This is a genomic window from Endozoicomonas sp. ALC013, assembly GCF_049310205.1.
Classification (GTDB): Bacteria; Pseudomonadota; Gammaproteobacteria; order Pseudomonadales; family Endozoicomonadaceae; genus Endozoicomonas.
This window is the reverse complement of record NZ_JBLYNS010000010.1, coordinates 1-26,688: the sequence shown is the minus strand read 5'-3', so window position 1 is coordinate 26,688 and position 26,688 is coordinate 1. Positions and strand designations below refer to the sequence as shown.

At 49.9% G+C, this 26,688-nt stretch carries 23 protein-coding genes; 15 read left to right on the top strand and 8 right to left on the bottom strand.

Going from position 1 to position 26,688, the window contains the following annotated elements; all coding sequences use genetic code 11:
* The first annotated feature begins 281 nt into the window (after positions 1 to 281).
* From ACO6V1_RS03830 to hisF, 6 genes are all read left to right on the top strand, one after another.
* The gene (locus tag ACO6V1_RS03830) at positions 282 to 1,034 is read left to right on the top strand and encodes a hypothetical protein (protein ID WP_422447805.1); all 753 of its coding nucleotides are present in this window, start codon (positions 282 to 284) and stop codon (positions 1,032 to 1,034) included.
* Positions 1,035 to 1,140: 106 nt separating this feature from the next.
* Positions 1,141 to 1,734, top strand: coding sequence for an imidazoleglycerol-phosphate dehydratase HisB (gene hisB / locus ACO6V1_RS03825; protein ID WP_269671797.1), 594 nt, complete (start codon positions 1,141 to 1,143; stop codon positions 1,732 to 1,734).
* 2 nt (positions 1,735 to 1,736) lie between these two features.
* Complete coding sequence (hisH, locus tag ACO6V1_RS03820; protein ID WP_422447803.1) at positions 1,737 to 2,381, top strand: imidazole glycerol phosphate synthase subunit HisH; 645 nt, start codon at positions 1,737 to 1,739, stop codon at positions 2,379 to 2,381.
* A gap of 2 nt (positions 2,382 to 2,383) precedes the next feature.
* Complete coding sequence (gene hisA / locus ACO6V1_RS03815; protein WP_422447801.1) at positions 2,384 to 3,112, top strand: 1-(5-phosphoribosyl)-5-[(5-phosphoribosylamino)methylideneamino]imidazole-4-carboxamide isomerase; 729 nt, start codon at positions 2,384 to 2,386, stop codon at positions 3,110 to 3,112.
* Positions 3,113 to 3,128: 16 nt separating this feature from the next.
* Positions 3,129 to 3,491: a DUF4870 domain-containing protein gene (locus ACO6V1_RS03810; RefSeq protein WP_422447799.1), complete on the top strand. Its 363-nt coding sequence runs from the start codon at positions 3,129 to 3,131 to the stop codon at positions 3,489 to 3,491.
* Between the two features lie 24 nt (positions 3,492 to 3,515).
* Positions 3,516 to 4,289: an imidazole glycerol phosphate synthase subunit HisF gene (gene hisF, locus ACO6V1_RS03805; RefSeq protein WP_422447797.1), complete on the top strand. Its 774-nt coding sequence runs from the start codon at positions 3,516 to 3,518 to the stop codon at positions 4,287 to 4,289.
* A gap of 433 nt (positions 4,290 to 4,722) precedes the next feature.
* Here hisF and ACO6V1_RS03800 read toward each other — a convergent pair whose 3' ends face one another.
* The 4 genes from ACO6V1_RS03800 to ACO6V1_RS03785 all read right to left on the bottom strand — a co-directional run bounded on the left by ACO6V1_RS03800 (position 4,723) and on the right by ACO6V1_RS03785 (position 11,559).
* The gene (locus ACO6V1_RS03800; protein WP_422461930.1) at positions 4,723 to 6,015 is read right to left on the bottom strand and encodes an AhpA/YtjB family protein; all 1,293 of its coding nucleotides are present in this window, start codon (positions 6,013 to 6,015) and stop codon (positions 4,723 to 4,725) included.
* Between the two features lie 230 nt (positions 6,016 to 6,245).
* Positions 6,246 to 7,634, bottom strand: a complete 1,389-nt coding sequence (locus tag ACO6V1_RS03795) for an ankyrin repeat domain-containing protein (RefSeq protein ID WP_422465858.1) — start codon at positions 7,632 to 7,634, stop codon at positions 6,246 to 6,248.
* A gap of 485 nt (positions 7,635 to 8,119) precedes the next feature.
* Positions 8,120 to 9,721 carry an ankyrin repeat domain-containing protein gene (locus tag ACO6V1_RS03790; RefSeq protein ID WP_422465856.1) on the bottom strand — a complete coding sequence of 534 codons (1,602 nt, stop codon included), beginning with the start codon at positions 9,719 to 9,721 and terminating at the stop codon, positions 8,120 to 8,122.
* 296 nt (positions 9,722 to 10,017) lie between these two features.
* Positions 10,018 to 11,559 (bottom strand): ankyrin repeat domain-containing protein, encoded by a 1,542-nt coding sequence (locus ACO6V1_RS03785; protein ID WP_422465854.1) that lies wholly within the window; start codon positions 11,557 to 11,559, stop codon positions 10,018 to 10,020.
* Positions 11,560 to 11,997: 438 nt separating this feature from the next.
* Between ACO6V1_RS03785 and serB the strand changes: the two genes are divergently transcribed.
* From serB to ACO6V1_RS03760, 5 genes are all read left to right on the top strand, one after another.
* On the top strand, positions 11,998 to 13,269 hold the full coding sequence (gene serB, locus ACO6V1_RS03780; RefSeq protein ID WP_422465852.1) for a phosphoserine phosphatase SerB: 1,272 nt from the start codon (positions 11,998 to 12,000) through the stop codon (positions 13,267 to 13,269).
* Between the two features lie 16 nt (positions 13,270 to 13,285).
* Positions 13,286 to 13,492 carry a CPXCG motif-containing cysteine-rich protein gene (locus ACO6V1_RS03775; RefSeq protein WP_269671786.1) on the top strand — a complete coding sequence of 69 codons (207 nt, stop codon included), beginning with the start codon at positions 13,286 to 13,288 and terminating at the stop codon, positions 13,490 to 13,492.
* A gap of 61 nt (positions 13,493 to 13,553) precedes the next feature.
* Complete coding sequence (locus ACO6V1_RS03770; protein WP_422465850.1) at positions 13,554 to 14,747, top strand: ABC transporter substrate-binding protein; 1,194 nt, start codon at positions 13,554 to 13,556, stop codon at positions 14,745 to 14,747.
* Positions 14,744 to 16,486 carry an ABC transporter permease gene (locus tag ACO6V1_RS03765; RefSeq protein ID WP_422447779.1) on the top strand — a complete coding sequence of 581 codons (1,743 nt, stop codon included), beginning with the start codon at positions 14,744 to 14,746 and terminating at the stop codon, positions 16,484 to 16,486. Before ACO6V1_RS03770 ends, ACO6V1_RS03765 begins: the two co-directional genes overlap by 4 nt.
* Positions 16,483 to 17,106 (top strand): ATP-binding cassette domain-containing protein, encoded by a 624-nt coding sequence (locus ACO6V1_RS03760; RefSeq protein WP_422465848.1) that lies wholly within the window; start codon positions 16,483 to 16,485, stop codon positions 17,104 to 17,106. Before ACO6V1_RS03765 ends, ACO6V1_RS03760 begins: the two co-directional genes overlap by 4 nt.
* On the opposite strand, the gene ACO6V1_RS03755 is transcribed toward ACO6V1_RS03760, so the two are convergent.
* The 4 genes from ACO6V1_RS03755 to epmB form a co-directional block, all read right to left on the bottom strand.
* A complete protein-coding gene (locus ACO6V1_RS03755) occupies positions 17,096 to 17,818 on the bottom strand; it encodes a hypothetical protein (RefSeq protein WP_422447775.1) in 723 nt (240 codons plus the stop codon). The two genes, ACO6V1_RS03760 and ACO6V1_RS03755, sit on opposite strands and share 11 nt — an antisense overlap.
* Positions 17,819 to 18,349: 531 nt before the next feature.
* Entirely contained in the window at positions 18,350 to 20,371 is a 2,022-nt protein-coding gene (locus ACO6V1_RS03750) for an EAL domain-containing protein (RefSeq protein WP_422461913.1), read from the bottom strand.
* A 178-nt stretch (positions 20,372 to 20,549) separates the two neighbouring features.
* A complete protein-coding gene (locus tag ACO6V1_RS03745; RefSeq protein WP_422465846.1) occupies positions 20,550 to 22,202 on the bottom strand; it encodes a hypothetical protein in 1,653 nt (550 codons plus the stop codon).
* Between the two features lie 243 nt (positions 22,203 to 22,445).
* Positions 22,446 to 23,489 (bottom strand): EF-P beta-lysylation protein EpmB, encoded by a 1,044-nt coding sequence (gene epmB / locus ACO6V1_RS03740; protein ID WP_422447769.1) that lies wholly within the window; start codon positions 23,487 to 23,489, stop codon positions 22,446 to 22,448.
* Between the two features lie 29 nt (positions 23,490 to 23,518).
* Between epmB and efp the strand changes: the two genes are divergently transcribed.
* The 4 genes from efp (at position 23,519) to epmA (ending at position 26,283) form a co-directional block, all read left to right on the top strand.
* On the top strand, positions 23,519 to 24,088 hold the full coding sequence (efp, locus tag ACO6V1_RS03735; protein WP_101745846.1) for an elongation factor P: 570 nt from the start codon (positions 23,519 to 23,521) through the stop codon (positions 24,086 to 24,088).
* Positions 24,089 to 24,248: 160 nt separating this feature from the next.
* Entirely contained in the window at positions 24,249 to 24,557 is a 309-nt protein-coding gene (locus ACO6V1_RS03730; RefSeq protein WP_422447767.1) for a hypothetical protein, read from the top strand.
* A 53-nt stretch (positions 24,558 to 24,610) separates the two neighbouring features.
* Entirely contained in the window at positions 24,611 to 25,138 is a 528-nt protein-coding gene (locus ACO6V1_RS03725; protein WP_422447765.1) for a hypothetical protein, read from the top strand.
* Between the two features lie 155 nt (positions 25,139 to 25,293).
* Complete coding sequence (gene epmA / locus ACO6V1_RS03720; RefSeq protein WP_422447763.1) at positions 25,294 to 26,283, top strand: EF-P lysine aminoacylase EpmA; 990 nt, start codon at positions 25,294 to 25,296, stop codon at positions 26,281 to 26,283.
* Positions 26,284 to 26,688 lie beyond the last annotated feature (405 nt).

The window sequence follows — 26,688 nt, the reverse complement described above, 5'->3', positions numbered from 1 at the left end:
TACCTGACTAGTAAACAAAATCAACCCTTATAAAAATTAATTTTTTATTAAATATTTTTTTGTGAATATTTCGATTCTTATAAAGAGAGCTATTATGTTAACGGCGGAGTTGTTTTTTTCGGGAAAACAAAGGGTATTCACTTTTTGGTTTTTTTTGAGTCTGGAAAAAACGAGCTTATCCATTAATTGATTATTAGATTATCTAAAAAACCAGCCTTTAATAGTGTAAACAAAGGTTGGCGGTCTCCTCAGATTGAGTGAAAGGTTGTTGAGGAAAAAAAATGTCAAAAGTGAATTACCCTGCTTTCAAATTACCAGGCAATGTAATTTGGCTGATGGGGTTACTGAATATTTTATGCATAGCGCCTGTCATCAGCATGGCCAATGAGTGCTTCCCTGCGTTTGATAAGGCAAAGTCTCAGTACATTGTCGGTTATGGTAGCCTGCTTTATGAGCAGGCCAGGAAATCAGCCAATATCGGGTTTAAGCCTGAGGTTCCGGTCTGGGTTGATGGATTCAGAAGAGGGTGGCAGACCAGAACCCGGCAGGATAACACTATCAAGGTGACTGAACTGGGGGTTATACCGCTGGTTGGCGGACGATTTAATGGTGTGTTGATTTCCATGCCAACCAATAAGATCAAGTCCATAGATCGTCAGCAGCAACTGACCTGCCGCGTGCCGGTCAACCCCGGGCGATTAACCTCCATGAGTAACGGGAACATCCCGGAGAATAGCCAGTTCTGGCTCTATCAGACGCAGAATAAATACAGCAGCAAACCCGCAGGCAGCTATCCGATCCTGATGTCCGATGTGGATGAATTTCTCACGGGATGTCTTGAGCAGGCGGATCGGTTTGGTCTTGAATCCTTCGCCCGGGAGTGTGTGACTACGACCTGGAACTGGTCATCACACTGGGTGAATGACCGGTTACACCCATTGAAAGCAAAACCGGCTCAAATCCAGAGGCTGCAGGTGGATAAGCTTCTGGAAAGCCTGGAAGGTAATCTTTATGAACAGGTCCGGTCCCAATAAAGAATATCCTCTTACAGCCTCCTAGCGAGCAGTTAACAGTCTCTATATAATGCTCACCATAATATCCCGGCAAACAGAATAGATGACAATCCAACCGGAGAAGTTCATGGCTGAGCGCAAGGCGAGTGTTGAAAGAAACACCCTGGAAACCCAGATTCGTGTGGCCATCAATCTGGATGGTACTGGCAAGGCATCGTTTGATACAGGGGTGCCTTTTCTTGACCACATGATGGATCAGATTGCCCGCCATGGCCTTATTGACCTTGATATCAAGGCTGTTGGTGATAATGATATCGACGATCACCATACCGTTGAGGATATCGGCATTACCTTGGGTCAGGCCTTTGCCAGGGCCATTGGTGATAAAAAAGGGCTGTATCGTTACGGGCATGCTTATGTGCCCCTGGATGAGGCGCTTTCCAGAGTCGTTATCGATTTCTCCGGGCGACCCGGTCTGGAATTTAATGTTGAATTTACCCGTGCAATGATCGGCCGCTTTGACGTTGACCTGTTCTATGAATTCTTCCAGGGCTTCGTGAATCACGCCGGTGTCACCCTGCATATTGATAACCTGCGGGGACGCAACGCCCATCATCAGATAGAAACCGTCTTTAAAGCCTTTGGCCGCGCCTTACGGATGGCGGTTGCCCTGGATCCGCGCATGGCGGGCCAGATGCCTTCTACAAAAGGGTCGTTGTAACCATGAAGACGGTCGCTGTCATTGATTATGGGATGGGCAACCTTCACTCCGTCAGTAAAGCACTGGAACATGTTGCCGAGGCGAATACCCGAATCATTGTTACCTCCGATCCCGGGCAGATACTGGCTGCCGATAAGGCAGTGCTTCCCGGCGTAGGGGCAATCCGTGACTGTATGGCGGAGATACGGCGTCATGGTGTTGATGAAGTGGTTCGAGAGGTGGCAGCCAACCGCCCCTTGCTGGGTATTTGTGTGGGTATGCAGGTACTGCTCGATCATAGCGAAGAGAATGGCGGGGTTGAGTGCCTTGGCCTGTTTTCCGGTGAGGTAAAGTTCTTTGGGAAAGACCTTCGGGATAGCGAAGGCGCTCGATTGAAAGTTCCCCACATGGGCTGGAGCCCGGTCCGTCAGGCTGAACCCTCCCATCCTCTCTGGCAGGGAATCGTAGACAATGCCCGGTTCTATTTCGTGCACAGCTACTATGCCCGTGTTGCCAATGCCGCGATGGTGGTGGGTAGAAGTGACTACGGTCTTGGTTTCGATGTCGCCCTTGGTCATGACAATATTGTCGCTGTGCAGTTCCACCCTGAAAAAAGTGCCGCCAATGGACTGCAGCTGCTCGAAAACTTTTTAACATGGAAGCCATAACGATGTTAATCATTCCTGCAATCGATTTGAAAGATGGTGCCTGTGTCCGGCTGCGTCAGGGGGAAATGGCGGATGCCACGGTCTTTGGTGATGACCCGGTTGCCATGGCCAGCCGGTGGGTGGATGCCGGTTGCCGCAGGCTTCACCTGGTTGACCTGAACGGGGCGTTTGCCGGCAAGCCCCTGAACGCCGATGCGGTTCGTGGTATCACCGCAAAGTACCCTGATTTGCCCGTACAGATTGGTGGGGGTATTCGTGATCTGGCGACAATAGAAGCCTATCTGGAGTCTGGTGTTTCCTGGGTGATTATCGGTACCAAAGCAGTAACCGACCCTGACTTTGTCAGGCAAGCCTGCCAGACGTTTCCCGGCCATGTAATCGTGGGTATCGATGCCCGTGATGGCCGTGTCGCAACGGATGGTTGGGCAAAAGTCACCGACACCCAGGCTGTAGACCTTGCACGTCAGTTTGAGCAGGACGGTGTCTCTGCCATCGTCTATACCGATATAGCCCGGGATGGCATGATGCAGGGGGTCAATGTTGCCGCAACCCGGCAATTGGCCAACAGCATGGCGATTCCTGTGATTGCTTCCGGTGGTATCACTGATATGAACGATATACGTGCCCTGAAAGCCGTTGCCGGGGAAGGGGTTGCCGGTGCGATTACCGGTCGTGCCATTTACGAAGGGACACTCAATCTGAACGAAGCGCAACGTTACTGCGATGAATGATTATGGTATCCCTCCAATGAACAGGCCCGATATTAACCGGGACGATAAAAATATGGCCGTACTGGCACATCTTCTGCCTCTGTTCGGCTTTATGATTCCGGGGTTGAATATTGCCATACCGCTGGTGATCTGGCTGATGAAACGGGACAAGTCGCTCTATATTGAGCACCATGCCAGAGAGTCCCTGAACTTTCAGATCACCATCACACTGCTGGCGACTCTCTGGGTTATCCTCAAGTTCATGCTGGTTGGGTTTCTATTATTACCACTGGTGCCAGTGATCATCATAGTGGTTCTGGTGTTTATGGTCAGGGCAGCCATGAAGGCGGGCAGTGGAGAGTTTTACCGCTACCCGGTGTCGCTGCGTCTGGCCAATTAACAAGCGTTTGGAAAGGTTGAAGTCATGGGACTGGCTAAAAGAATAATTCCCTGTCTCGATGTCGAAAATGGGCGGGTGGTTAAAGGCGTTCAGTTTGTCGATATTCGGGATGCTGGTGACCCGGTGGAAGTTGCCCGGCGTTATAACGAAGCGGGCGCTGATGAGATAACCTTTCTTGATATTACCGCCAGCCATGAGGGGCGGGAGACAACGGTGCATACCGTTGAACGTATGGCCAGTGAAGTATTTATCCCGCTGACCGTTGGCGGTGGTATTCGCAAAGTGGAAGATATCCGCACCATGCTTAATGCGGGTGCGGATAAAGTCAGCATCAACACCGCGGCGGTTTTCAATCCTGAATTTGTTCAGGAAGCGGCTGACCGCTTTGGCTCGCAATGTATTGTCGTGGCTATTGATGCCAAAAAAGTGAGCCAGCCCGGTGAGCCAGACCGCTGGGAGATCTTTACCCATGGCGGGCGCAAGCCTACCGGCCTTGATGCTGTGCAGTGGGCACTGAAAATGGAGAGCCTCGGAGCCGGTGAAATACTGCTGACCAGTATGGATCAGGACGGTGTCAAAAATGGTTACGACCTGGGCGTCACCAGGGCTATCTCGGAGTCAGTGGGTATTCCGGTCATTGCCTCCGGCGGTGCGGGTAACCTGGATCATCTGGTGGCAGGCATCAAAGAGGGTAAAGCGGATGCGGTACTGGCCGCCAGTATTTTCCATTTCGGGCAATACTCTATTCCTGAAGCCAAGGAGTATATGGCTGCCCGGGGGATTGAGATGAGAATCTGACCAGGATTGCTTATCAGGGTGCCTCGCGGAGGGCTTCCATTTACCACTTACAGCGAGCTTCCATTTACACCTGGCCACGATTGTCAGAACCCAGTGGCTGAGAGGTAATTACTGCGACTGTTGTCGGCTTGTAAACCGGGCTGTCAACATAATAGCGATGGAACGGTTCACTTTTACAACAAGAAGGAAGCACGGACGGCATGGCTGATACCAGCCTGCCATAACAGAGGTATGTTCCAGAGCTTGATTTAGACTCCAGTAGATCTTGCGAAGAAGGGGCGGGCTGAACAGCTCCTGAACCAGTAACAGAGTTCATATATTCATTCTTAACGTAACTATTCCAAAACACCATAAACCTAGCAGACGGGAGTAGATCCTGCCGCAAAATATTTGAAATTTCTGTTAAACATTTGGTGGATAACCCGCAGGATGCTTAAGTCGTTTTAAAACAGCCTCTTAATTCCAGAATGGACTCCATCTCAAAAATCTGGCCTCTCAATTCATTGGCCAGCTCGTTTTTGATGCCTTTGATATTGATGACTTCACTGTCCAGGGCGGCAAAATCCGGAAGGTCTGAGGGAAGCCAGCTGGCTTCTGACCGGCGCATATAAATACCATCCATATCTGGCAGGTTAGCCAGAGTCAGTGCCTGGCTGGCGGCACTGTCACCCAGGGCCGGGTGTTGCTCTTCCGGGAACTCCGCCTGTTGATCACTGACGCTCAGGCCAATACCAATATGTGTTTTGGCAATATTGATTGCTCCGGCTTTTTCAGCCAGCGCTTCGATCATCAGACAGCAGAATAGAGCATCTGAGGTAAATGCCGGGCTCTCTTTGCTGGAAAACCGCAGATAGGCATTCCCTTCTGGCGTATAGGTTACCTCGCCACCATAATAATCCGCAGCTTCACTGATGATCTGGCTGTGAGTGCGGAGAATATCCTGCAAGTCTCTGGGGGCCAGCAATTGCTGAAGCCTGCCCAGGTTTTTGACTTTGATTGCGGCAATTATCGACGTTTCCTGCTGCTCTTCGACACTCTCTTCCGGCTCCGCCATTTTCTTTTCAAGCAGCTGCTGCTCGGCAAAGGCAGAAAGCCGGGTGATTTCGCCAGTGATTGACGGGATTGGGTTCCCTGTGGGCAGAATGGAACGTAACTGTCGTTCAATAAGGCGCAGCTGAGTCGCCAGGCCGGAGGCATAGAGGTGCAGAAAAATCAGCCCGGCCAGCAGCAGTATCAAGCTGATAGCAATAATCACGAACAGGGCTTCTTTGGGTTTCTGGCTGAGCAGACCTTCGTTGAGTGATAAGCGGGCGTAACCGGCAATCACATCCTGGTAATGAATGGGCGATGAATAAACCGGATGCCTGATGCCTTCATCCGCCGTTTTGGCAATGGCTTTGGCAATTCTCTGGTTATCGATGCTGTAGATACTGGCTTCGGCAACATAAGGGTTCTGCACCAGCTGACTGAGCAGAACATTGAGGCTGAGCCTGTCTCCGGTGACCAGCATATCGGTCGCGGCGCTGGCAGTCTGTTCACTCAATAATTGACCGATACTGTCTGCCTGATGCTGGCTTGATGAGTCAATCTCATTGCTGATGACCAACGACATCCCAATCGTCAGCGTGGCCATCAATAGACCAAAGATGACCATTAACTGCGTTCGGATGGAAAAGCGGGATGTGAACTGCGCAAAAATATCTGGCGTGAAAATACGCTTCTTCAAAAGTTAAGCTCCTGAGAGGAAAGCCAATGATTGTGATGAATTATCAACAGGCCCTACTGTCAATGAGTAAATTCTGACAGCCTCGCCGGGGAAGAGCCAGACTAAAAAAAGTGGAGACAGGCTGCTCCACTTGTTGCAATGGCAGGATGATAGCAGACAAAACCTATTTCCCTTGCTATTTCAGAAATAGTAATGCAGGCGAGATTTCACCTTTAACATTGCGTTAATGGTTATTTCCTTTTTAAAAAGGCTTTAATAAGCTCCCTACACTCACTGTCACGGTCAGCAAGGCTTAGAGGTGTAGCGTCACATTTATTTTTCGCTTTGACCCGGATGCCGACAGCTTTCAGCAACTCCCTGACGATCTTTGCATCATCTCGTTTGGCAGCCAGGTGAAGAGCCGTATCACCATTGAAGTCCATTTGATTGAAATTGGTGCCTTTAACCGCCAGTAATTCCGTGACGACATCTGCACGGCCCTGTTTGACAGCAAGCAGGATGGCTGTATTGTTGAAAAGTCCAACCCTCTCATTGATCTTGATGCCGTCAGTGTTCAGTAACTTCCGGACGATATTTATGTTGGCATATTTGACAGCAAAGTGGAGAGCATTCCAGCGATTTTTATCCTTCTTATTGACGTTAATACCGTCAGTGGTCAGTAACCTCATGACGGTCTCAGTGCGATTATGTTGGACTGCCAGGTGGAGAGCCGTAAGGCCCGATTTATCAGCGATATTGATATTCACTCCATTGGTTTTAAGCAGCTTTTCCAGGCTTTTGCCATGGCCCATGACAGCGGCGATGTGCAGCGGTGTTCTGCCGTTCTCATCGGTAGCATTGATGTATGTCGAGATGACCCGGTCATTCAGATATTCCATGGAATCAGTTTTGGCAGCACTGTGCACTAAGGAAGTAATATCCGCACCATTAGCAATCAGAGCGTCCAGGACCTTATTGTTGTTCGCCAGGAAAGCGGGATACAAGGCACCGTTAAGGTCTTTCGCTCCCTCCTTGATCAAGAGTAAAAGGGCCTGATCTTTTCCCAGTTTGGCCGCAGTGCACAGGGCACCATCAAGATCTTTTGCTCCGTTATTGATCAGGGGTTTAAGGCACCAGGTTTGCCCCTGCCCGGCGGCTTCACGCAGGGCACCGTTAAGGTCTTTTGCTCCCATTTGGATCAGACGACTAAGACAGAGTATGTGCCCGTGCCCGGCGGCAGTAAGCAGGGCATCGTCAAGGTTGTTTGCTCCCGCTGCGACGAGAATTTCAAGGCAATGCAATTGCCCCCATTTGGCGGCTTCGTGCAGGGCGCTATTAAGGGCAGGTCGGCCGGGGCGGGTGCTGATCAGGTAATTAAGGAGTTCGGTATTGCCCTTCTGGATAGCGGTGGTCATGTCCGGACGAATCAATGGCAGGGTCGATTGCCCGTATGCACATTCGCGCAGGCCAAGACTTCTTAACTTCTGCGGTAAATCGTCAGGCGTTTCAATGATGCATTCTGGGTTGCACTGGGTTCTGACCAGTGAACGCCCATCCAGCTGTCCTCTATACCCGTCGTCATTCTTACCGATGCCACCAGTTAAGGGGACATTTGCTGTGTTGCCCCAGGCAGTATTCATAAAACCCTTCAAAACACTTTCCATCGCTTTGTCCAATTTTAGAGTTAAAGACTGTAGTTAGTTCTCGTCCAAAAACACAACCAATTGAAAATCCTGGAAATTCATCTTGAAAAATAATTGAAGCTTTGTTGTTTTTACAGCTAGAACATCAGGGAATGCTAAAAACAGAAGGCTTCGAATGCACAAGAAACGCAATCCGTAGGATAGTATGGAACTTCATTACGTTCCTCATGAAATCTGTACTCAGCTTTTCGGACTATCTCAGTGGCTTGATGCTTATCCGCAGTTGAATGACTGGGTTTATTGAAGACTTGAATTCTGGTGACAAACACTGACAGAAATGGGCTGTCAGCAAAACTGGCCAACCCGATGACCGTGTGGCAGTTTCATTGTGCGGGGTGACTTGGAAAAATCAGATTGCCAATTCTCATGAACGACTATTACGGTCATGAGAATTGGGTTCCAGAAAATAATGTAGACGACATTTAACATTTATTGTTGTGTTTGTGCTTATTTGCTTTTTCAAAGGCTTGTAAGGCTGCCTTGCACTCACTGTCTTTAGCAAGGTCGATAGGCCTTATGCCTTTATTGGTTTTCGCATTGATGTTGATGTCTTCAGCGGTCAGTAACGCATCCACGGCGTCTTTGCGACCGTCGTTGGCAGCCATGTGGAGAGGTGTATAGCCAGAGTTATTCTTCTCATTGACCTGAATGTGCTGCATTAACAACTTGATGACGTCTACATCAGCGTGTTGGGCAGCCGTGTGGAGAGCCGTCCTGTTATATCCACTCGTTGCATCGACCTCGATGCCGGCTTTTATTAACAACTCGACGATTTTTATATCAGCGTGCATGGCTGCTAAGTGGAGAGCCGTACAGTAATCTATGTGTTGATCCGTAAAGTAATGGAAACACCCCTTATTGACATTGATGCCGGCAGCCAGTAACAACTTGACGGCCGCTGCATCATTGTTTATGACAGCTATGTGGAGAGCCGACTGGCTCAATTTATTAGTGATATCGAGATTCACCCCATTGGTATCAATCAGCTTTTCCAGGCTTTCGATATGGCCCATGGCAGCGGCGATATGCAGTGGTGTTCTGCCGTTCTTATCGGTAGCATTAATGTCTACCAAGGTCAGGAAGGTCGGGTCATCCAGACATTCCATAGAATTTTTACGGGCAGCAGTATGCAGTAAGGAAGTCATATCTGCTCCCTTCGTCAGCAGAATGTTCTTTGACTCTTCGTTTTTCGCCAGAACGGCGTAATACAAGGCACTGTTAAAGTCTTTCGCCCCCTCATTGATCAAGAATAAAAGGGAATTCGTATGCCCCTGTTGGGCGGCAGCGCACAGGGCATCATCATAATTTCTTGCTCCCAGATTGATCAGGGGTTTAAGGCACTGCAATTTTCCCTGCTCGGCGGCTTCGCGCAGGGCTCCATTAAGATCCTCAGCTCCCAATTTTTTCAGGGGTTTAAGGCACATCGTTTGTCCCTGCGCGGCGGCTTTGCGCAGGGCTCCGTCAAGATCTTTAGCCCCCAGTTTTTTCAGGGGGGTGAGGCACTGCACTTGCCCTTCCCCGGCGGCAGCACGCAGGGCATCGTCAAGGTTGTTTGCTCCCGCTTTGACCAGGGTGTCAAGGTACTGCGTTTGCCCCTTTTTGGCAGCATTGAGCAGGGAGTCATTAAAGACAGGTTGGTCGGCGGGTATATCACTTAAAAGGTGTCTAAGGAGTTCAGTATTGTCCTCCAGGGCAGCAATGTGCAGGGGGGGCTCCCCATGTTGATTGGCAGTATTAAGTACCATGGTTGCATAATCAGGTGATTCGTCATCAGCGACGTCGCTCCTGCCCGGACCAATCAATGGCAGTGCCGATTGCCCGCTTGCACATTCCCGTTGGTTAAGACTTGTTGACACCTGCTGTGCATTGTAAGGCTGCTCGGTGATGCGGGTGCAAGAGGTTTCGGACAGTAAACGCCCAGCAAGCTGCCCTGTGCCATAATCGTTATCATTTTCAACAATACCATGATTTTTGAAGGCATTGGCTGCGTCGGCCGTGGCACTATCTAACGTGTTGCTATTCATCGCTTTACTCTACTTTAGGATTAAACTCTGTAGCTTCGACAACAAGCAGCAGAGAAAATTCCTTAAAACAGAATTTCCCACAGTTTTTTTTGAATATGTAATATGCAACAGATGATTTTTGTTGAAAAAAAACCAAGCTCAATCAAATAGGGAGGTCTTGCAGAGTGACTCTTCACTTGGTAACGGTGACCGGAAAAAATCAGATTAAAAATACTCATGACCGGCTATGACGATCATGAGTATTTGGTTCCAGAAATAGTAATAATCCTGGATGAGATTTAACCTTTCATATTGCGTTAGTGTTTATTTGCTTTTAAAAAGTCTTTAAGCAGTTTCCTGCAATTATCGTCAGCAAGATCCAGAGCCGTTTGGCCACTGTTATTTTTCTCTTTGACCTCAATGCCAACATCAGTGTCCAGCAACATCTCGACGATATTTGTATTACCACTTTTAACAGCCAAGTGGAGAGCTGTATCGCCATGGTTATCCTTTTGATTGACCTTGGTGTCTTTAATGGCCAGTAATTGCCTGACGGCGTCTGGAATATTCTTGTAGGCAGCAGCATGGAGAGGTGTCCAGCCCTCTTCACCCCCCTCATTTACCGCGATGTCACTAGTTTTCAGTAACTCCTCCACGATCGTACTGTTGTCTGCATTGATAGCATAGTGGAGAGCAGTAAAGTGATTTTTATCCTTCACATTGACATCGATGTTGTCAGCTTTCAGTAACATCATGGCAGTGTCTGTACGCATATTAAAGACAGCAAAGTGGAGAGGCGTATGGCCGGATTTATCAGTGGTATTGATTTTCACTCCATCGGTTTTAAGCAGCTTTTCCAAGCTTTTGGTATGGCCCATGGCAGCGCTGATATGCAGTGGTGTTCTGCCGTACTTATTGGGAGTATTGATGTAAGCCGAGATGAACTGGTTATTAAGCTGGTCCACAGAATCTTTCACGGCAGCAGTGTGCAATACGGTAGTAATATCCGCTCCGTTATTAATCAGAGCGTCCCGGAACTCATCGTTTTCTGTCAGGACAGCGAAATACAAAACATCGTTAAGGTTAAGGTTTTCCGCTCCCTCTTTGAGCAAGAGTTGCAGGGACTTGCTTTGCCCCTGTTCGGCGGCAGCGCACAGGGCACCAATGAGATTATTTGCTCCCTGATTGATCAGGGGTTTGAGGCACTGGGTTTGTCCATGCCTTGCGGCTTCGCACAGGGCCATGTTAAGGACTTTAACTTTATCATCCGTTCTGATCAGTGGGTGGAGGCAATGTGCTTGCCCCTGTGCGGCGGCAGCAAGCAGGGCCTCGTCAAGGTTTTTTGCTCCCGCTTTGATCAGGATTTCAAGGCAATGATTTTGCCCCGATTTGGCGGCTTCTTGCAGGGCGTTGTTAAGGGTAGATTCGTCGGGTTGTTTGCTGATCAGGAATTGAAGACGTTCAGCATTGCCCTTCCGGGCAGTGTTGACCATGTCTTCACTGAATTCGTCGTTCTTTTTCAGTATCTGCAATACATTGGTGCTGCGTTGCCGTTCAGCAATGTGCAGGGGGGTCTCACTTTGGTGGTTGGGTTTTTGATCAATTGATTTGCCGTCAATGACGCTGCTACTGCCCTGATCAATCGGCAGTGCTGGTTGCTTGTCTGCACATCTGCGTTGGTTAAGACTGATTGACTTCTGCTGTCCATCGCCAGGCTCATTGGTAATGCATTTTTGGGGGGCAGAGGTTTTGACCCGTGAATGCCCATTAAATTTTCCTCCGTTATCCTCATCGTTACCACCGACATTTTCCAGGTTGAACCTGACGGTAGGCCCATTGCTCATATCAACATTATTCATAACTTTGCCCTACTTTAGGATTTAAGACTGTGGTTTTGACAATGAGCAGAAGGGAAAATTCCACAAAACAGAAATTTTTTTGCATTTTTTTTTTGAATACGCAATTTTAAATAGAGGATCATTTGGTGAAAAAAACTGAGTTCAGGTAGTTCAGGTAGTTCAGGTAGTTCAAGTCTTGCAGAGCAACTATCTGCTTAGCGCCTTTTTGCCGTAAAAATCACTGGGTCAGGAATGAACCGGCCCGTAATGTGTTTTTTCTTTCAGAGTTTGTGCACTGGAAATGGCTGTCTGCTGTCATTATTCTTATCCTTAATTTTGTCCCGGCGCTATAAAAATACCCACGATAATATGTACAATCGTACAAGCTTTGATAACTATAAATGGCTTATCCATCAAAGTTTGAGTGGTCATAAAACGAGTACAAACGTGCAGAAAAAAGTGAGCAATATAATACTGATTAATGTGACTGGCCGGGACCAGCCGGGACTCACCTCATCCATAACCGCTATTATGGCCAACTACGGTCTGGAAATTCTGGATATTGGTCAATCGGTCATCCACGATACCCTGACCTGGGGCATTCTTGTCCGTCTGCCAGACCAGGCTTCAGGTCAGGGTGATTCCGCTGCTGTTGCCAACAGAATGCTAAAAGATCTTCTGTTCCATTTTCATGAAAGTGATTTGCAGTTCAGCTATCAACCGATATCTGAAGAAGACTACGAGCACTGGGTCTCTGAGCAAGGCAGGAATCGTTATATATTGACGCTGTTATCCCGTAATGTCACCGCAGAGCAAATCGCCAGAGTCTCTGGTATTACCGCCGCTCATGGACTGAACATTGACCATATTGCCCGGCTTTCCGGTCGACGGTCGCTGCACAATGATAACAGGCGGGATAAAAAAAACAGCCGTCGTTCATCATGCCTGGAGTTTTCGGTTCGGGGTACGGCTCCTGATCAGGAAAAACTAAGGGCTGACTTTCTCAATCTTACCGCTGACCTGGACGCTGATGTGGCATTTCAGGAAGACAGTATTTATCGGCGTAACCGTCGGCTGGTTGTCTTTGATATGGACTCCACCCTGATCGAAGCGGAAGTTATCGACCTTCTTGCAGAAGCCGCTGGTGTGGGTGAGCAGGTGGCAATGATCACTGAGAGGGCCATGCAGGGTGAGCTGGATTTTAATGACAGCTTTCGTGAGCGCCTGGCCATGTTGAGGGGGCTGGATGAGTCTGTGCTGGCCGATATTGCCAGACAGCTGCCGTTAACCGAAGGTGCAGAAACGTTGATTCGTACCCTCCGTTCACTGGGCTATCGCACGGCTATTCTATCCGGTGGGTTTACCTATTTCGCCCGCTATCTTCAGGAAAAACTGGGGATAGACTATATCCACGCCAATGAACTGGACATGGTCGATGGCAAGGTTACCGGCCTGGTGAAAGGCGACATTGTCAATGGTGAGCGAAAAGCCACACTGCTGAAGCAGATTGCCGCTGAAGAGGGCATTTCCCTGAATCAGGTTATTGCGGTGGGTGATGGTGCCAATGATCTGCCAATGCTCAGCGTGGCCGGGCTGGGAATTGCCTTTCGGGCCAAGCCGATGGTGAAACAAAGTGCCCGGCAGTCAATTTCTACCTTGGGGCTGGACAGTATTCTGTATCTGTTGGGCTTTAGCGAGAAAGATCTGGAGTCGCTTAATGCTCCTGACTGAGAAAAAGGTATTCGCGATGGATGAGTGGATAAGCTGGCAGGATCATTGCCCGTACTGTGGAGAACCCATCGAACTGCTGTTGGATGCGGGTTTTACCGAGACGGATGAATCATTGCTTTACACTGAAGATTGTCAGGTGTGCTGTCGCCCCATCGTTGTGACGCTGGCCATCGACGAAGACGGTAACCATTATTGCCAATTAACGACAGAGTCTGGCTATTGAGATGAAAATGAATATGAACATCCTAAGGACATGGAGCAAGCAAGCCTCAGCTGCTTTGGTCATGGCTACCGTCGCTTTTATCAGCGGCGTCAGTGCCAGTGAAGCGAAAACCACTACCTGGCAAACAATAGTGGAGCAATCAAAAGGGCAGACGGTGTATTTCAATGCCTGGGGGGGAAGTGAGCAGATCAATGATTATATTGACTGGGCTACCGATCAGGTAGACAAACGTTACGGTATTGCACTGAAACATGTCAAAGTCAGTGACACATCAAATGTCGTAAGTCGTGTACTTGCGGAAAAAGCAGCAGGGCGAAACAGTAATGGCACCGTTGATCTGGTATGGATTAATGGTGAAAACTTTCGTTCCATGAAGCAAAACGGCCTGTTGTTTGGCCCTTTTGTCCAGGACTTACCCTCGTTTAAGGGAGTGAACCCGCAAGAGAACCCCTCCACGGTGCTTGACTTTGGTGAGCCTGTTGAAGGCCTTGAAGCGCCCTGGGGGATGGCACAACTGGTGTTTATTTATGACACCGATTCGTTTTCCCGAAAAGAAACAGTCCCGCCAGCCAATGCCTCAGAACTGCTTGAGTTTGCCAGAAAGCATAAAGGGCGTGTGACGTACCCCCTGCCACCCGATTTTGTCGGTACGACGTTTCTGAAGCAGTTGTTGAGTGAGTTGACGCCAGATCCCGGTGCGCTGTTAAAGCCTGTCTCTGCAGCGGATTTCGCTGCGGTAACTTCCCCTTTATGGCGATATCTTGATGAACTTCACCCTTTATTGTGGCGAGAAGGCGAGACGTTTCCAGCCAACAATCTGGCGCTGACCCCCATGCTGGACGACGGTGAAATTTTACTCTCCATGACCTTTAATCCCGCCTATGCCAGCTCTGCTATTGCCAATGGGGAGTTACCAGACACGGTGAGAACATACGTCCATGATGTGGGTACACTGGGAAATACCCATTTTCTGGCGATTCCTTTCAACAGTGATTCCACCGGGGCAGCACAGGTCGTCATTAATTTTCTGCTATCACCGGAGGCACAGGCACACAAAGCGAACCCGGATGTCTGGGGAGACCCTACGGTGCTCAGCATGAGCCAGTTAAAGGGGGTTGAGCGCAAACGCTTTTCAAGTTTGCCCCTGGGGCCGGCAACCCTGTCGCCTGAAGCGTTAGGTAAAGTGCTTCCGGAACCTCACAGCTCCTGGGTTGCTGAACTTGAGGATGCCTGGAAGGCAAGATACCGCCAGTGAGTTTATTGATAAAGTGTGAGCGGGTATCGGTCAGGTCTGTTTCACGGTTACTTGCTTTAGGGTTGGTGGCACTGTTTTTATTCCCGGTCCTGGCCGGGTTGGGCAGTATTATGCTGCCTGCCTTTGGGTATATGCCGGTCCTGGGGTTTGACACAGTCAGTTTATCTTCCTGGCAAATGCTGCTGGAAACACCTGCGCTTATCGAGATGCTGTTGCTCAGTCTCTGGACTTCTGTTTTAGCCACGTTGTTATCACTGTTCCTTGCTTTTGGTGTGCTCTGTTGCACCTGGGGCACGCCCCTTTGGCAGAAGGTTCAGCGGTGGTTGGCACCCTTGATGGCTGTGCCCCATGTGGCACTGGCTTTTGGGGTTATGTTTGTGTTGATGCCCAGTGGTTTGCTGGCCCGGCTTATTGCTGTTTTTGCCGGGTGGAGTTTTCCTCCTGACTGGCAGACGATCCAGGATCAATACGGCATAAGCCTGATACTGATTCTGATTATTAAAGAAACCCCTTTTTTGCTGTTTATGATGGCGGCGTCTGTCGTGCAGTTGCCCGTCGCCGATACGCTGAAACTGGGAGGCAGCCTGGGATATCAGCCAGCTGTTATCTGGCTTAAGCTGATCTGGCCGCGCCTCTACCCGATGATTCGTCTGCCGGTGTATACCGTATTGGCGTTCGCCATCTCTGTGGTGGATGTGGCGCTGGTGATTGGCCCTGCAAACCCTCCGACATTTGCCGTACAGATTTTTCAGTGGATAAATGATCCGGATTTGAGCAAAAGCCTGCTTGCCGCATCGGGCAGTGTGCTTTTATTGCTGCTGGTGGCCTCTGTTATTGGTGCTTTTCACCTGACGGAATGGACCATGAACAGACGGCTCAGACACTGGTTGATCAATGGGCATCGTGGTCGGTTCAGTGGTCTCTGGCTGTCGTTCAGCAGGAAAGCCTGGCAGGGTTTGGTGGTGCTGTTTCTGTCCGGCGGGGCTGCTCTGCTGATCTGGTCTTTTGTCTGGCGCTGGCGATTCCCTTCTCTCTGGCCAGACTGGTCTTTGCGAAGCTGGCAGCGCGCCTGGGAGGGTATCAGTGAGCCCATTGTGAACTCCCTGCTGATCGGCGTGACCGCCACGTTAGCGGCCAACATTATCTCGGTTATTTTGCTGGAGCTGAATGATCTCCAGCGACAAAACAGTGAATCAGCCGGAAAGTGGCTGGCCCTGCTGACCAGGGGGGCCATGTATATTCCGTTGCTTTTGCCGCAAATGACTTTTCTGTTTGGTGTTCAACTGCTTCTGCTGCAATGGGGAGCAGAGGGTCACTGGTTGACGGTTACCGGCCTGCATTTGCTGTTCGTATTGCCTTACTGCTTTCTGAGTTTGTCAGGCCCCTGGCAGCATTATGATCAGCGCCACAGTCTTCAGGGACTGTTATTATCCGGGTCCTGGCTGAAGACCTTTTTGCGGGTGAAGCTGGGCATAGTCTGGCGTCCGGTGATGGCCAGTCTGGCGTTGGGCTTTGCGGTGAGTATTGCCCAATATCTGCCAACCCTGTTTGCCAGTGCTGGCCGGGTGGAGACAGTGACAACCGAGGCCGTCAGTCTGGTTTCCGGCGGAAATCGACGTTTGTTTGGCGTCTACGGGCTTGTTCAAATGCTCCTGCCTTTCATTGCTTATGCCATGGCTTTTTTCCTGAGCTATTGGACAATCAGACATGGACGTTTTGCCAGGAGACTCAATTCTTGAGCCTGATTCTTGATCAAATTGATATTACGCTGAATGGCCAGAAGCTGTTGGATAACATCTGTTGTTGCGTGGACGACGGTGAAGTGCTTTCGGTATTGGGTCCCAGTGGTTGCGGTAAAAGCAGTTTGTTAAATCTGATTTGCGGGACGCTGCCAAACAGCTTTGGTTGCTCAGGGCAGGTGATTCTGAACGGGGTAGTGCTGAATAACCTGCCGCCCTGTAAACGACAGGTAGGCCTGCAGTTTCAGGATCACCTGTTGTTTCCCCATATGACGGTGGGTGAGAATCTGGCCTTTGCGCTGCCTGCGCACTACCGGAAATCCCAGCGCCGGGAAAGAGCAGAGCAGGCACTGGCTGACTGCGGAATGTCGGGCTTTTTCGAGCTGAATCCAGCCATGCTGTCCGGTGGCCAAAAAGCAAGAATCAGCCTGATGCGAACGCTGTTATCCGAACCCAAAGCCCTGCTGCTGGATGAGCCTTTTTCCAAGTTGGATGCAACACTGAGAAGCAGCTTTCGGCACTTCGTCTTTCAACAGATTCAGAGCCGAAGCATTCCTGCGCTTATGGTGACCCATGATGAACAGGATATTCCTGATAAAGGCTTATTGCTTAGGCTCTGATCATTGATTTTGAACCGGGTAAAAATAGATCGGTATTGGCAAAGAAATCAGAGGTGTCAGAGCCCGGGGGAAGCTCAGGGTAAGGTGATCTGAGAATCAGAGCCATGCTATTGTCAGTGTCGGTTAAATGGACTGCGTGCTCGAACTGGGTTGCATCCATTATGTAAAAATGGCCGGGTTTATTCGATTCAATGGTGGTCAGCTGATCATTGTTTCGTATGGTTAACGTTCGTTGACCGGCCAGATTGATACAAGCCACCAGCTGGCCTACCTTGCCCTTATCCACATGCCAGCCAAGACAGTGATTCGATGGTAGCATGGCGTTATTCTCAGGGGTTTCAGATCGGCGACAATAAAAATTAATAGACGTCAGTCGCAGGGCATTCTGGCCAAAATAGCGTTTAAGGTCAGGGTTGAGGGTGTGAAGATGATTCACCAGCTGAATAATGGTGGCATGGCTGGCCGCCAATATTGTGCGGTCCGGTTCTTCTACTGGCATCGGGATTGCCCATGAGCGTACAAGCCCGGCATCACCATGACACATGAACGTGGCTTGTGTACTCGGCAGTTTTGCCAGATAGGATTCCCACTTGGGAACGAGACTGCATGTAGCATTACCTTGTCGAGCTATTACTTCGTGGTACGGCAAGCCCATGGCCTCTATATCACGATTAATGCCTGCGATTAATGCCGGGTTAATATAGCCGGTCATGATCGTTGCCTGAGAGCCGCGAATATTAGGCGCATTAATTTTCTGGCATTTATAGGCAGAACGGCGTCCTTTGTTGAGAATTATGGGGCTGATTTCTTTTCCGTTGGTCTCCGGAAGGGGTAACTGAAGTAATCTGGCCGGCAATGGTCGTAACGAAATGGTTCTCTGTTTATTCTCTGGGGCAGTCGCTTTAGTGGTTGGGTTATCCATTGTGGATAAGCAAGACTGGCCGGGTTTGTCCTGGTTATTATTCTTTCTTATCTTTTTCCCCTTGAGGAACGCATCGGACAAAGGATGCGCAGAACCAAAGGTCTCAGTGCTTGTATGAGGCCTTTTGTGAGAACGAAGAATCATAAAGAGCAAAATCCGTAATATTTTTATTCGAACGATTAATATAGAAGAACGGTCAGAAATTGCTTAACTAACCCGGATATTTCATAAACTGCCCCGAATCTCGCGCGGGACTTTGTCGCTCTAATCCGGGTTAAACCAGACAGGACCGTTACACATCCTGTCTGTCATTTATTTTTGTCAGCCAAAGTCAAAGTCCATCGTTTCCATTGGCCCCTGAATATAATACCCCTGCGCGTAATCAACGCCCATTCGCCATAAGTGTGCCAGTGTCCGGGTACTTTCTACCTTTGGCACAATACTGCGAATATTATGTTCTTTGAGGATATCCAGCATTTTGATGATGTTCTCATCACTGTTTTCATCCAGCTTGCTGGTGAAGCTGCCGTCCAGGCGCACAAACTGGATATCAAGGTGTTTCAGTATCTTCATGGAACGAGAGTCACCCTGAAATCGGGTAATGGCCAGCTGGCAGCCAATATTGTGAATAGTTTCAGCAAAATCCACAATGCGTTTCAGCTGTTGCAGCACAATGGACTCTGGCAGTTGCAGGACAATACTGTCAGGCGGCAACTCTGTTGCTTTCAACAGGCCGGAAAGATACTGGGCTAACTCGGTTCCCTGGATGGACAGGTGACTCAGGTGAATCAGCAATCGAACGCTTTGCCCCTGTTTATGGACCTGTGCCAACTGGCGCACGCATTGACGAAGCACCCAGCGATCAATATGCGGCATCAGGCTGGAGGATTCTGCCGCCGCCATAAACGTGCCGGCTTCAACCACTTCACCCTGGTGAGAGTGCAGGCGCAGGAAGACTTCATACTGTTTTTCTTCGGAACCGGTAATGTTGATGACAGGCTGGAACAGCAGACGGAATGAGTCCTGGGACAGCGCCTGACGAATCATGGCCTGTACATCGCCATCCCTGGCTTTCTCATCGAGTTCTTCCGTTTTGGAGTAGCGGCAAAGACGTTCGGCATTTTTAATGGCGCGCTGGCAGGCACTTTCTGCATTATTTAACAGTATGGTGATGTCTTGTTTATGCTCTTTCACCGCAAAACCGATACTGACTGTCGCTGTGAGCGTTTCATCGTCACTGCCGAACAGGTGCTCATCAATGGCGCTTTGCAAGGTGATGAGGCGCTTATGGGTGTCATCCGGATTACCTGCTGTTTCAACCAGCAAAAAGCTGTCATCGGTATAATGGCAGATAGCGGCAGCGGGGAAGAGTTCCTCAGCCATCCGCACAATGGATCCCTGTATGGAGATAATGCCGTCGATACTGGCTTCTTGTTGTAAATTCTGAAAGTCATCCAGCTGTATCCAGGCCAGTGTGGCCTCTGTTGCTGCTGTGACCGCAGATGCGGCTTGCTCAAGAAACTGTTCTTTCGTTTCTGCACTGGCCTTATGGTTCACCGGCTGGCTGAGTACGGGAACCATTACCGGTAACAGAATCAGCTGGATGCAGGGTTCATCATCGTATTGCGCAGCGGATAAACGGAGGCTGACGGGGGTACTGTGGCCATCGGTATGAACCAGCTCACATTCAACCTGGTCAATCGTTTGGTTAGTCCCAAACTGCTTCAACATCTGCCTGATCTCAGCTTGATGTTGTGCGGTGATCATATCGATCAGGGGGATGCCCGCCAGATCATCGGCATGGTCGTAGCCCGTGAGCTGAAGATACGCAGCATTGGCATCCACATGCATGCCATCGTGAATATAGGCGATGGCTTCAGAGGCATTGGCCAGTAACAGTTGGCAACGTTTGTTGGACTCATTCAGCTCCTGACGTACATTGCTGAGGTTTCGCCGGTCTTCCAGGCTGGTGAGCTCACGGAGAACGGCGTGCAGTATATGCTCTTCATGGGCACTGGGTATCGCGTCTCTGGCTCCGGCAGATAGCCAGGTAGAAGTACGCTGAGGATTGTATTCCGGCAGGGTGACAATAACCGGAATATCCTTCTGGTGTTTTTCAATGATGGCCAGTACCTGCTGTGCATTAAGCCTGGTGGTTTCTTCAGCGCTGAGCACGACATCCCATGGCTGCTCTGACAGGGCTTCCTCCATGGTTTCGATGGAAGCGATATGTTGCACCCGGGGAGGCAGGCCCGCATTGCGAAACAACTTTACCCAGCGTTCCACATCGTTAGGGGAGTCTTCCAGGGCAAGCAAGCGTAGAGTTTGTCGGCGGTAATTCATGGGAGATTGATCACTATTATTTTGAATGAGGCAGCTCTTACGTCAGCAGATGCTCCCTGAAACGGTATGAGCCTGTTTCAACATCTTACGACAAGCGCAATTCAAAGGTATAGAGTGCCTCCACGGAATTGTGACCGGCACCGGGAACTTGATTACCGGGATCAGGAACAATGACAGTTTACCCAAATAGCTTGAATTGGTACTGGCTCCAGGTTGGCGTTGTATTCATGCAGCTCATAAGTTGACCTTTCAGCAGGGTATCATTCTGAATCAACTCAAACTTGGCTCCCTCCCTGGCGGAGAGATTTGGTATGACCAGAGAGGGCTGGTTGGGGTCGGTTAACATCAGTGATCTCTGGAAGTGGCTGGCTGCCTGAGTTTTGTGTATCAGGGATATGGCCACTGGTTCTACTGATGGGCTGATAAGAATGACACCAAAAGTCACTTCATTCTGCGCTGAGATTCCCAGCCAGCGCACACTGTAAAGGGCCCAGGGTGACACTTTATCCAGGCGGATGCCAATAAGTTCACCGGCATGAAACTGTTTGGGTAACGTGCTGTTGATTTTCAGGCAGAACCCGGTGTTGCTGGTATTAATGATCTCGGCTGGCAAGACGGAGAGGTGGTTATTACCCGGGGTCTCTGTCGTATTAAAGGCAATTCTCTCGCCAGCTGAAGGGCTGTTTTGTTTATCTCTGATTTCAGCATCATGGGCCTGTGACCAGACATCATCAGATACCTCAGAGAAGCTACTTTTGCCAGCAGTATCAGAATGAGCGGCAATGATATCCTCGAATCGTCGTTTACCTGAGAGATGATAATGAAGCGCGGTAAATCCAAAGCAGGTTTCACATGGGTCCGAAGCAGCTCTGCGCGGACTGGATCGCTTTTGGATCGGTCCCCAGCTTGATATGAGATGTTGGATCAATTCCGTTGGCAACACGTTTGCCGCTTTTGGATTTTCTTTTATTTTTGCCAGGTGCGCGGTCAGTACCCGGATATTCAGACCAATCACGCCGGGATGCACTTTATCAGGCTCTGGTAACGCATATTCAAGGCCTCCGTCACCGTTGAGACGCACTGAAAAATAGGTTTTCAGACCAGACTCGGGCTGAATTTTGCCGTGGCTGATCCAGAGGCTTAACATTTGCCAGACCTGCTGGATTTCACCGGGTGATAATTGATCGGTATTACTGCGTGACAGCATCAGGGCTCGTTTATAGAGGCTTTCCAGCGACATGGGGCTGGATTTGGGGTCATAAGGATCTTCCTGTTGGAAGCCCTGATGATTATGGCGTGCGGCAAGCTGGTATAACGTATGCAGTTCAAGCCACAGGCGTTCAGGCGCAGGGCGATAAAGCAGGCAATGGAATAAATACGCTGCAGCACTCTCCGAAATAGCCCGATGCAGTGCGGCTGCCAGTATACTGGCATGCTCTTTATTATCCAGACAGCACTGAACCACGGCTTTATAGACTTTTGCCAAGCCCATATACAGGCGTTTGCACAGATCAAACCAGCTTTGCTGGCTTGATGCAAAAGTAATGTATCGCTGCAGATGTCGTTGATAACTATTGGCGGCGTTTGACCGGGAAGGTGACCGGAGGGCTTCTGCAAGAGCAAATAGCTCATCAGGGGGGGCGTCAAGCCTGCTCAGTTCATCCAGAGCGTGAACCAGAAGTTCTCCACTTTGCTGATGATCCGTGAGAGGCAGTCCTTTCAGCCACTGTTCCAGCTTATTGCTGTTTGACGCTGTCCCGTCAGGACAAAATGAAAGAGAATTGAGGCTACGGCTGGGTAGCTCCAGGTGAGGAGTGTTTGCAGATTCCATTCTTTAATTCCAATAGCGGGGCTCTGACATCCTGTCAGTAACGGTTCTTGATCAATCTTTTTATTGAATCAATGTTGCGTTTCCGGGTGATAGCGTCGGTTGCCAGTGACACTCCACCCATCTGTTTCCAGTAGCGAACTCTGTATTGATGATAATTATGCTGAGACGAATATACCAGTCCAGTCTTTTATTATCACTTTTATTAAATTGTACGACCAATGTCTGACTTTTTAATGAAAAGTGTCAGAGTATCCATGTTTTGCCGGGTCTGCCGGGAATCTCCCGAACCAGTCTGGGCACCAGGTAGCCCGGACAGTGAGCCATAACCTCTTGTATCAGGCGAGTCGCTGTAACGTCCGGCACATCAAAATGAGCGGCACCATGCACCGGGTCTAACAGGTGCAGGTAGTAAGGGAGTACACCAGCTTTAAACAGCGCTTCGCCAAGCTGAATAAGCGCCGAAGCACTATCATTAACACCCTTAAGCAACACCGCCTGGTTCAATAGTGTTACGCCCGCCTGTTTGAGCCGGAACAAGGCTTCACGAACACTGTCATCAATCTCGTTGGCATGGTTGGCATGAATCACCATCACAGGTTGCAGGCGCTGTCTGGCAAACCAGTTGATCAGTTCATCGGTGACCCGGTCAGGAATCACCACGGGCAAACGGGTATGAATGCGCAGTGTGGCCACATGATCAATAGCGTTCAGCTCGGCAGCAATGTTCGCCAACCGACGGTCATTGTTGGCCAATGGGTCTCCGCCACTGAGAATCACCTCTTTTATACTGGTATCCGCGCGAATGTACTCTATGGCATTGTGCCAGCTGTCCCGGTCCAGCCGATTATCCTGGTACGGGAAATGGCGGCGAAAACAGAAGCGGCAGTTCACCGCACAGGCTCCGCCGACGATCAGCAACAGCCTGCCATGGTATTTATGGATAACCCCATCGGTTGGGTTCTGCGACTGCTCTGCCAGCGGATCCAGGCCATAACCCTCAATGTGTTGACACTCTTCGCCAACAGGCAGAACCTGCCTCAACAACGGGTCGTCAGGGTTCCCCGGCACCATTCGCTGGATATAGGCATGGGGTACTCTCAGAGGAAATTCCTGACAGGCTCTCAATGCCGGTGATAATAGCCCCGGACTCAACTGCAGCATGGCCAGCAACTGCTCCGGGGAAGTGATGGCCCCTGCCAGTTGCGTCTGCCAGCAGCCGAAATCGCTGATTGTCTGCGTACTTATCTGCGCCCTCGACTGCACACTGAGCTCCGAACGGGTTATCATAGGGGTTTTTGATCTCCTGGTAAGGTCCAATGGCTAGTTATAGTACCAATGAGTTTCGTTCAGGTCTTAAAGTAATGCTCGAGGGCGATCCCTGCTCGATCATTGAGAACGAATTTGTAAAACCTGGCAAAGGTCAGGCATTCAACCGGGTTAAATTCCGTAACCTGATGTCCGGTCGCGTCTGGGAACGTACGTTCAAATCCGGCGAAAGTCTGGAAGCGGCAGACGTTATGGACCTGGATATGGAATACCTATACACCGACGGTGAATTCTGGCACTTCATGATGACTGATGGTTCCTATGAACAGCATGCAGCCAGCCGTGAAGCCGTGGGTGACACCATCGATTGGCTCAAAGAGCAGGGAGTATACTCGGTTACTCTTTATAATGGTTCCCCTCTTTCGGTTTCTGCACCTAATTTTGTCGAACTCCAGGTGGTGGAAACCGATCCGGGCCTGAAGGGCGATACCGCCCAGGGCGGCTCCAAGCCAGCCAAGCTGAGCACCGGCGCGGTGGTTAAGGTGCCGCTGTTTATTGTTGAGGGTGAAGTCCTCAAAATTGATACCCGTACCGGCGAATATGTTGGTCGTGTGAAGTAATTGATCTCTTTTGCGGGGCGGCTTTCTGCCGCCTTGTCCTGCTTTTTTTGAAGCTATTCTGTGCCCACCACGGTGGTTACAATCCGTGCCCTTTCCGTAATGGTTTCATCTTCGCCGGGCATGAAGAGTTCATGCTGATGTCCGTAATGATCAGGGCAGTATGAAGACCTTCTTCAGTAACCTGCTGACCTGGCTGGTACCAAAGTATGACAATGGTACCCAGAGTATCGACGTAGCCAGCAATATTGAAAAAGGGCATGCGTTCCGTTTTGACGGTAGCCAAATGAAAGGCCAGATCTACGACTTCGTCGTGAATAAAAGCTATCGCCTGGATAATCTGACTTCTATCTCCAAAGGCGGCTTTGCGGGCCTTGATGCCAGAAGTACTCTGGTACTGTTGCGGCAATCCTTTGAGATCACCATTCACAATAATGATCAGGACTACGCATCACTGGTGGTACCGAGGTGACCAACAATATTCTTGCTCTCTAAATGTAGGAACAGCGTGAGGCTCTGCCGCAGATGGATCGCATTAGCAGTGATCTGCAAAAGGTGAAGCTGTGGCTGAGCATCCACCGTGGTCACGGCTGGAGTGAAGGTGACAATGGCATGCGTTTGGCCATGTTTGGTCAGCTGAAGCTTTGGGCTGAGGATCACTTCGATATCAGCAAATGGTATCCAGAGGGTAATCAGCCTGCCGTATTTGGTGATGACCGGGGTTGGAATATGTACAAGCTGGCCCATCGTAAAGCCCGGGGCGACCTGGTGGGTGATGAACTGAATGGTAACAAGGGTATCAATTACTGCTCTGCAAAAGACACCGACCTCAGCCAGGGTGACCTGCTGATGAGCTGTTTGTCTTACCTGAGCAATTATGATCTGTCGGACTACTTCAGACAGTGGAATCCGTCCGAGTCCAAAGCGGACCTGCCGGATGGCTCAGCGGATTACAGCGGAGGCCTGACTGATAAGGGTTTCAGTACAGTTGCCAGAATGGGACTTAAGAAACCTGAGAAATCACCACTGGATTACACCAGTATCAGCGGGTAAAGCACAGATGCTTACCCCCGGTCAGCCAACTCCGGCTGACAGGTACTGAAAAACAACAAACCCTGCCATAGTTGGCAGGGTTTGTTGTATTCAGCCCTACAACAACTGGCAGTATTCACTTACCTTAAATAATGAATATTACTCAGGAGCCACTTATGACCAATGACTTATGGCACCCATCGGCTTCCATGATGGCGCTCAAAGAACGAGCCCGATTGCTACGGAAGGCCCGGGCTTATTTTGATGCCCGGGGCGTCATGGAGGTGGAAACCCCGATGCTGTCCGGCAGCGCCACTGTGGATGTTTATATAGACAGCTTTGCCACAGAGTTCAGCCCCATTGGTCATGGCCAGTCACAGCTTTGCTACCTGCACACCTCGCCGGAGTTTGCCATGAAGCGGCTGCTGGCAGCAGGCAGTGGCGATATTTACTCGCTCGGGCGAGTCTTCAGAAATGGTGAAGCCGGAGGGCGGCATAATCCGGAGTTCACTATGTTGGAATGGTATCGCGTTGGTATGGATGACCGGCGGTTGATGGATGATGTTGCTGATTTGCTGAGCAGTGTCTGCAATTTCCGGGAGGTCCGGCGCTGCAGCTATGGGGAGCTGTTTGCAGAGTACCTGGGAGTCAATCCATACATTGCATCGGATGAAGCGCTGAGCCAGCTGGTCAGGGATAAGGTGGATGCCAAACTTCAGGGGCTTGAAAGAAGTGACTGCCTGGACCTGCTGTTCTCAAAATTTATTGAGCCGAATCTTGGGTCCAAAGATTCAGAAGTGCTGGAAGGCTACTTTGTCTATGACTACCCGGCCACCATGTCAGCACTGGCCAGGTTATCCACGAATCGGGATGGGCATCCGGTCGCTTCACGCTTTGAACTGTTTGTGAACGGGGTCGAGCTGGCAAATGGCTACCATGAACTGTTGAATGCAGAGGAACAGAAACAACGTTTTGAACAAGAGCAGCAAAAGCGTCAGGAGCGAGGCTATGACATCTACCCCTACGATAAAAACATGGTGGCTGCACTGGCGCATGGAATGCCCGACTGTGCAGGTGTAGCGATGGGTATTGACCGGCTTCTTATGTTGATGCTCGGCACAGGCAATATTGCGGATGTGCTGGCATTTGATTTCAGCCGGGCATAATCAATGGCACCGCAACCAGTGTGCAGCCGGTGATTCCCAAAAAGATGCACGGGTGAATGCATCAACCTGGAATAAAAATACTTGTCATTACATTTGGTTTGTGTAGAATGCGCCGCTCTTCCACGGGCAAACCTGAAACGGTCACCCACGGATCAGCAGAATGAATCATCGTCGCTGACCGGGAAGTGCGGTTTGAAAATGGGTTGTTTGGAGATGAACGAAAAACAACCGGTTGACAAATCAAACTGGCGCGGTAAGATGCGCCTCCGCTGACAGGGCTTTGGGCAACGTCAGTGAGTTGGAAAGCTTCTGAAAATGATCGCTTGACAACGAAAGCCGCCACGGTAAGATAGGCGGCCTTGCTGATCGGCACTGACTGCTGAATCAGCGATTAAATCACCACGG